This window comes from Chitinophaga sp. 01L420 (assembly GCF_056399985.1).
The window spans coordinates 1-8,920 of the sequence record NZ_JBFTSK010000097.1 but is presented as its reverse complement, the minus strand read 5'-3'; the positions used below and the strand labels follow the sequence as shown (position 1 = coordinate 8,920).

The following is an 8,920-nucleotide window of genomic DNA, read 5'->3' as shown; positions in this document are numbered from 1 at the left end:
ACCTGGTACTCAATTATATTATAGCCATAGCGGGAATCTTTCCCTCACGCAATTAATCCCTACCTATATGCGCGTACCTGATCCTTATATCCCGGCATTTGTTCCGGCTAACGATGTTTTTGTTGCAGAGATCATCATGTTTGCTGGTTATTTTGCTCCCGATGGATATGCCGAATGTAATGGCCAATTACTTCCGTTATCACAGAACACGGCTCTCTTTTCATTACTCGGTACTTACTACGGCGGTGATGGCAAAACCAATTTTGCACTTCCCGACCTGCAAGGAAGAGTACCGATTGGTACTGGCCAGGGTGCCGGACTTACAGAAAGGCTACTGGGTGAATCGGGAGGCGAGGCATCTGTTGTTTTAACAGCTGATCAGCTACCCAATCATACACATGTTATCAAGAAAGTGCCACTATCGTTACCAATAGGAAGAAATGGCGATACCAACAATCCTGTAGACAACTATCCCGGCGTTATTGCTTCAACACCCTTATATAGCAAAGTGGCCGGAAGTGGCACAAGCGGTCCTTTGAAAGCATCCCTTACCGCAATGCCCTGGAACAGTTCACAACCTGTAAATGATATTCAACCATCGCTGGCCATCATATTTGCGATCGCTCTTTCAGGAGAATTTCCACCAAGGACCTAATCAACCAATGATCATTTTAAACCACCTGTAATAATGACACCATTTATAGGCGAAATAAGAATATTCGCGGGTAATTTTGAGCCTGCTGGCTGGATGTTCTGCCGGGGACAATTACTTCCCATTTCGGAATACGAAACATTATTCAATCTGATAGGCACCACCTATGGTGGTGATGGTCAGGAAACCTTTGCACTTCCTGATTTGCAGGGCAGGGTACCTATACACGCCGGTACAAATCCGAATAATGGCACCAACTACATCGTAGGCGAAAAAAATGGTACAGAAACGTTCACACTGATGGCAAATCAGCTACCGTCACACCAGCATCTTGTTTCCGGACCAGTATCTATTGCTTCACTAGGTGCAAATCCAGGCAACCAGTTGACTCCGGATAATAATTACCCTGCCATTACAACTACGCAAAACGTATACAGCAGGCTGGTAAATTATGTCCTGGATGACTCAAATCTACAGCCACGGATGGCGCCTTTAGAGGTTACTCCTACCGTAGGCGATACCACCATGATGCAGGTACAGCCCATCGGCAGTTCTCAACCCATTGACAACATGCAGCCGTACCTTCCCCTCAATTATATTATCTCCCTTTTCGGAATATTTCCAGCACAATGACGGAACATACCATATGAAAATAGGCGCATTATTACCCAAATCTTCTTTTCATCCGCTGCTGCAGCATGATTTCCTGCAGGGCATGCAGGCTTACCTGCAGTTCCGTGCAGTAAATACTACATGGTTCACTGCCAATATAGGATTTGGTACAGATGCTGATCAGCTATTGGAACAGGCAGAAAAAATGCTGCTGGAAAATCAGGCGGATGTATTGGTGTTATATGCGGATCAACCTGCGGTGAGCAAAATTGCTGCGCTGGCAAAATCGTTGAACCGCCTGGTAATACTGGTGCACAATGGCGCTAAATATATACACGAATGGGAACCCCATCCTACGATGCTGTCACATACACTTAACAATGCCATTCAATGCAGGCTTACCGGCCAGTACGCCGCCCGCCACGCAAAGGATATTGCGGTGTGTACCTCCTTTTATGATGGAGGATATTCACACTGTCATGCACTGACACAGTCATATATAGATATCGGTGGCAATGTGGCTTACAACTTTGTGAGTAAGTATACTGTGGCCACATTCGATTCAGCGCCACTACATCAATTCCTGGCATCTAATGCACACGTACAAACGCTTCTATCGCTTTATAACGGCGACCTTGCACATTGCTTTTTGCAGCAACTACAACAGATTGATGGAGCAAAGGATTTACAGGTATTTGGCAGCCCTATGCTGTTCGATGAAACACTGACAACCGTACACGGTGAGCTGAAGCTGCCCTTTCAAGTAAGCGGATATGTACCCTGGATATCTTCTCTCCCAAATAATACAAATCAACTGTTAAAAACACAGTTTAAAAATCATACCGGCCGGGAGGCTAACCTATTTAGTATGCATGGCTGGGATACCGGCATTATACTGGAACATATTTTCAATACCWCCGCAACACATCATTTCCGGGCAAGAGATATACTGTCAGCATTCAGCGATGTTACACTGGATAGTGCGCGTGGCCCCCTGCACATGGATACTGCCACGCATCACATGGTGGCTCCTGCATGGTTAGTACAAACAAACGAGGCGTTTGAGCCGGAAGTCATCAGTAAAGAAGAGCACACCTTAGCGGTGTGGCAGGAAATTGTGCGTGAAAAAATACCCGGCGGAGCTACCGGCTGGGTCAACACCTACCTTTGCGCCTAAAATAATCCGGCGAGGTACTTTCTATTAATTTAACACCCTGACAACAGGATGTGTACTTATATATTTCTTATACCAAAGGATCCCCCCTTATGAAATTATTTTTACTCAGGACCCTGATATCCCTGTTATTGTTCACCGGTATAGCCACTTGCACACAGGCGCAGGCCTTTGGCCCCGGTGATATACAGTTCAGCGGCATCAACATCTATGACGATAACAATAACGGTAGTGTACAAAACGATGCTTTTTCGTTTATCCTGCTCCGTAACTGTCCATCCAACACAAAAATTTACTTTACAGACCTGGGATGGACAGGCAGTGGTTTTCAAACCATGGTTCCTAACTGTGCAAATGGAGGCGGCTCTGGTACAGACGGCGTTATTGAATGGTCATCTGGTTCTGGTGGCTATAGTGCCGGAACCCAGATCATCATATATTGTAAATACAATCCTACCTGTAACAAAGGAAGTATCAATATCAGCAATTGTACGCCTACCGGCAACACAGTGGGACAGATCCAGGCCGCAAAAGAATATATCAGTCTTGGTTTCCTTGGAGATCAACTGTTTGCCTTCACGGGTAATATTAATAGTCCCACTATTATCGCGGGTATTAATGTAAACAAAGCCATCTGGGATTTGTCGTTGGATGGTTGTGATTTTACCTCCTCCAGGTCAAAAAAACCTGCTACCACCCCGGTGATGGGCTTTGCCAATGCAAATTCCCTGAATGCTGTTTATAAATGTGATAGCAAGGTAATGACGCTGGCGAACCTGCGCAGAAGCTTGCTGGATATGACAAAATGGACCCAGGATAATACCTTGCTGGCGCCCGCACCGGCATCAGTTAATTTGAGAAGCACCCCCAACTGCGCTATCACGATCGTTAATCCCAGTGCCGATAGCATTCTGTATGTAGACAAACAGAAAAACATTTCTGGTAGTGGCAACAGTTGGGCCGACCCACTCTATGATTTGAGCACCGCACTTACCGCAGCTGCTGATACCGGCAACCACATTAAACAGATATGGATAGGCAAAAGCACTTATAAGCCGACTAACATCGCGGGCCCTTCCGCTTCATTTGTAATACCTTCCAATGTGGCTGTTTACGGCGGCTTTGCAGGTAATGAAACCACCCTGGGCCAGCGTAACATTGCTGCTAATCCGGTGATATTGAGCGGGGATATTGGAGGAGATGATCATCTCACCAATAACATCACCCAGAAATTTTCGGACATCGTTGGACAAAACAACTATCATGTAATTACACTCAATAATATCAGTCAACAGACATTAATTGATGGTGTAATTATTACAGGCGGAACAGCTAATGGAGGTTCTCTCGCCGATCGTTCAGGCGCAGGTATTAGCAACTATGGTAATCTAACCATTGCCAATACACAGTTCTATGGTAATGACGCACTGCTGGACGGAGCTGGTATGTACAATAACTATGGTACGGTAAGCCTGACGAACTGCGTATTCTATGGCAATAGAAGCAGCCGTAACGGTGGTGCTATCATGAACACAGCTTTCGTTGATATGCGATTAACCAATGTGACCATTGGTGGAAACACTTCTCAGGCTTCAGCTGTAGTATCAGACCGTAGTTCCTTTGCCACCTACAATAGTATCATTTCAGGTAACAATTCCGTTACAGCCGCTAATGATGTGGCGTTCACCAACACTACCCAAAATATTAATTATAGTATCCTGGGAGATCAATACTATACCAACACCAACACACACAAAACCACACCGGCAGTGCAGTTTGCAAATCCAACTACCGGAGACCTGCGGTTGTTACCAGTAAATTATGGTATTAATAAGGGAGATTCCAGCACCAACAAGCCAAACTATGCCGCGCAAGCCGGTACATCGGATCTTGATGGTAAACCACGTATCAGTAACACCGTGATTGACCTGGGTGCCTACGAGATACAGGCCATCCCACAAACGATTACTTTCTCCCAGCCGGCTCCTGTTACCTATGGTATGCAGAACATTGACCCACTGGCTACTACCAGCGGTGATACTACTGTCACCTATACAACAGATAATATCGCCGTAGCAGATACGCTGAACGGCAAAATTAAAACTACCGGCGCCGGCACCGTTGTGATCACCGCCTACGCAGCAGCTACCAATACTTATCTGCCGGCAACACCCGTATCCAAAACGCTCACCGTCAATAAAAAGGCGCTGACCATAACGGTCAATGATACCACCCGGGTTTATAAAGGTCTTAATCCATCCGTAACATATACCTATGCAGGGTTTGCTTATGCAGATAGTGCAGCCATGGTTACCGGTGTGACTGCCACGCACACTGCTAACAGCAACAGCATTACAGGTACCTATCCTGTTACCATAAATCTAAGTGGGGCCACAGCAGCTAATTACCTGTTGACAGGTGTCAATGGCACATTAACTGTTACGCCTCAGCCACAAACCATTACTTTCCCGGCACCGGCCACCGTTACCTATGGCGTATCACCGCTTACACTACCGGAGTTTACCGATGCAGGCGTAGCCATTGTTTACACTGTGGATGCCGGACCTGCTACCGTAGCCGGTAATATACTTACCATCACCGGCGCCGGAAATGTCACCGTTACCGCCTCACAACCTGGAGATCACGATCATATTGCGGCAACGCCTGTAACACAAATATTCACCGTAAACAAAGCAACGCTTGCCGTCACGGCCAACGATAAAAACAAGGCTTATAAGCAAGCCAATCCAACACTGGATTATAACTTTACCGGCTTTGTAAACGGGGAAGATAAAAGCGTTGTAAGTAATACAGCTGATATCACTACCACCGCGGATAGTGATAGCCATCCAGGTGTATATCCCATCACAGTAGCTATTGGTACACTGGGCGCTGCCAACTATGACTTTACGTTCCATGCCGGCTCACTGACTGTTGCCAAAGCAGCACAGGTGATCACGGTACCCACCATCACTACTAAAACATATGGAAATACGCCGTTTGGTCTTGCTGGCACCAGCACCTCCGGCTTACCTATTACCTACAGCGCTACTGGTCCTGTTTCCATCACAGACAGCATAGTCACCATTACAGGTGCAGGTAGCGTAACAATCACAGCTAACCAAAGTAATACCACCGACTACGATGCTGCGACAACAGTGGTGACAGGATTTACTATTTTGAAAGCACCACTGATTGTAAGAGCCGATAGTAAACAAAGATTATATGGACAAAACAATCCGACACTTACCTACACTTATGACGGACTTGTTTACACAGATGATAACAGTGCAGTAAGTGGCACGCCGGCACTCAGCACTACTGCTAATCTCAACAGTGTACCTGCCAACTACCCGATTACGATTACCAACTTTGCTTCACTGACAGCAGCCAACTACCTGTTATCGCAGGTTAACGGCAACCTGGCAGTGCAGATGGCGCCACAAACGATCACCTTCCCTGCAATCAGCAATAAAACATATGGCGATGCACCGGTTATACTGAACGCCAGCAGCGATGGAGGTTTAACGATAGCATATACAGTTACTGCCGGTCCGGCAACTGTTACAGGTAACACCTTGACCATTACCGGCGTGGGTACGGTAACCGTTACGGCTAATCAGGCAGGAGACGGTAACTATACTCCAGCAACGCAAGCCACACAATCGTTCAACATTGACAAGGCGTCGCTCATGGTGCTGGCTGCCCCAGCATCAAAAACTTATCTCCAACCAAATCCAACACTCACCTATACAATTAGTGGTTTTGTAAATGGAGATAATATCAGCGCAGTTAATGGAGATGCTGCGATCAGCACTACTGCTGATCTTAATAGTACACCGGGTAAATATGCAATCATCGTCAGCGCGGGTGGGCTGACTGCCAGCAATTACACATTCGGTTTTACGGGCGACTCACTCACCGTTACACCTGCAGGACAACTTATCAGCTTCCCGGCCATCTCCGGTAAAACATATGGTGATGCACCAATTACATTGAACGCTAGCAGCGATGCCAATTTAACTGTAGCATACGCAGTTACTTCCGGTCCGGCCACTATTACCGGCAATAGCCTCACCATCACCGGTATCGGCAGTATAACAGTAACGGCTACACAGGCAGGAAATGGTAACTATACTGCTGCCACACCTGTCAGCAATACTTTCCAGGTAGCTCCGGCTATCCTGACGGTAAAAGCGGATGATGTGTCGAAAGCATATGGCGACAATAATCCAACGTTTACTTCCACCATCACTGGTTTTGTGAACAGCGAAAATACCAGTGTAATAACAGGTAATCCGGTACTTAGCAGCAGCGCCGATAACAGTAGCATACCGGGTACTTATCCGATCACGGTGGCGACAACAGCTATGAGTGCGGCTAATTATACCTTCACCACTACCGATGGCACCTTAACAGTAGGAAAGGCTGCTCAAACCATCAGCTTCCCGGCCATCTCCGGTAAAACATATGGTGATGCACCGGTTACACTGAACGCCAGCAGCGATGCCGGTTTACCGGTAACGTATACCATTACTTCCGGTCCGGCTACCATTACCGGCAACACCCTCACCATTACTGGTGCAGGCAGTGTAACCGTAACGGCTACACAAACCGGTAATAGTAATTACGATGCCGCAACGCCTGCCAGCAGTACCTTCCAGGTTGCTCCGGCTACGCTGACAGTAAAAGCCGATAACGCACAACGTGCATACGGCATCAATAATCCAGCATTTACTTATAGTGTTACTGGTTTTGTGAACAGCGAAAACACCAGTGTAATAACAGGTAATCCCATACTCAGCAGCGTTGCTGACAACAGCAGCGCACCGGGTGCTTATCCGATCACGGTATCCACAACGGGTATGACGGCGGCCAATTATATCTTCACCACTGCCAACGGCATCTTAACAGTTGACCAGGCAGCACAAACCATCAGCTTCCCGGCTATCTCCGGTAAAACATATGGTGACGCACCAATTACATTGAACGCTAGCAGCGATGCCAATTTAACTGTAGCATACGCAGTTACTTCCGGTCCGGCAACTATCACCGGTAATACCCTTACCATCACTGGTGTTGGCAGTATAACGGTAACGGCTACACAGGCAGGAAATGGTAACTATACCGCTGCCGCACCTGCCAGCATTACCTTCCAGGTAGCCCCCGCTATCCTGACGGTAAAAGCAGATGATGTGTCGAAAGCATATGGCGACAATAATCCAACGTTTACTTCCACCATCACTAGTTTTGTGAACAGTGAGGATGCCGGTGTAATAACAGGTAATCCAGTACTTAGCAGCAGCGCCGATAACAGTAGCATACCGGGTACTTATCCGATCACGGTGGTGATAACAGCTATGAGTGCGGCTAATTATACCTTCACCACCATCAATGGCACCTTAACAGTAGGAAAGGCTGCTCAAACCATCAGCTTCCCGGCCATCTCCGGTAAAACATATGGTGATGCACCGGTTACACTGAATGCCAACAGCGATGCTGGTTTACCGGTAACGTATATCGTTACTTCCGGTCCGGCTACCATCACTGGTAATACACTTAYCATTACTGGGATTGGCAGYGTAACGGTAACGGCTACACAAACAGGTAATAGTAATTACAATCCCGCAACGCCTGCCAGCAATACCTTCCAGGTTGCTCCGGCTACGCTGATAGTAAAAGCAGATAACGCACAACGTGCATACGGCATCAATAATCCAACATTTACTTATAGTGTTACTGGTTTTGTGAACAGCGAAAACACTAGTGTAATAACAGGTAATCCCATACTCAGCAGCGTTGCTGACAACAGCAGTGTACCAGGCAGTTATCCGATCACCGTTGCCACAACAGGCATCACGGCGGCCAATTATATCTTCATCACTGCCAACGGTATCTTAACAGTTGGTAAGGCAGCACAAACCATCAGCTTCCCGGCTATCTCCGGTAAAACATATGGTGATGCACCAATTACATTGAACGCCAGCAGCGATGCCAATTTAACTGTAGCATACGCAGTTACTGCCGGTCCGGCTACTATCACTGGTACTACCCTCACCATCACCGGTGCAGGTAGTATAACAGTAACGGCTACACAGGCAGGAAATAGTAACTATACCGCTGCCGCACCTGCCAGCAACACTTTCCAGGTAGCTCCGGCTATCCTGACGGTAAAAGCGGATGATGTGTCGAAAGCATATGGCGACAATAATCCAACGTTTACTTCCACCATCACTGGTTTTGTGAACAGTGAGGACGCCAGTGTAATAACAGGTAATCCGGTACTTAGCAGCAGCGCCGATAACAGTAGCATCCCGGGTACTTATCCGATCACCGTGGCGACAACAGCTATGAATGCGGCTAATTATACCTTCACCACTACTGATGGCACCTTAACAGTAGGAAAGGCTGCTCAAACCATCAGCTTCCCGGCCATCTCCGGTAAAACCTATGGTGATGCACCCGTTACACTGAACGCCAGC

At 47.1% G+C, this 8,920-nt stretch carries 4 protein-coding genes; all 4 read left to right on the top strand.

The genetic code is table 11. From position 1 onward, the window contains the following. A partial coding sequence (locus tag AC1DP6_RS36095; protein ID WP_477059245.1) for a phage tail protein occupies positions 1-655 on the top strand: 655 nt, incomplete at its 5' end. Positions 656-688: 33 nt separating this feature from the next. After that, positions 689-1,285: a phage tail protein gene (locus AC1DP6_RS36090; RefSeq protein WP_477059244.1), complete on the top strand. Its 597-nt coding sequence runs from the start codon at positions 689-691 to the stop codon at positions 1,283-1,285. Positions 1,286-1,298: 13 nt separating this feature from the next. Then, a complete protein-coding gene (locus tag AC1DP6_RS36085) occupies positions 1,299-2,441 on the top strand; it encodes an ABC transporter substrate-binding protein (protein ID WP_477059243.1) in 1,143 nt (380 codons plus the stop codon). Between the two features lie 89 nt (positions 2,442-2,530). After that, positions 2,531-8,920 (top strand): beta strand repeat-containing protein (locus AC1DP6_RS36080; protein ID WP_477059242.1); only part of this gene is annotated, 6,390 nt, incomplete at its 3' end.

What these genes read in the sequence shown, in the direction of transcription:
- AC1DP6_RS36090 (WP_477059244.1), top strand. Translation starts at nt 689, where the DNA reads ATGACACCATTTATAGGCGAAATAAGAATATTCGCGGGTAATTTTGAG.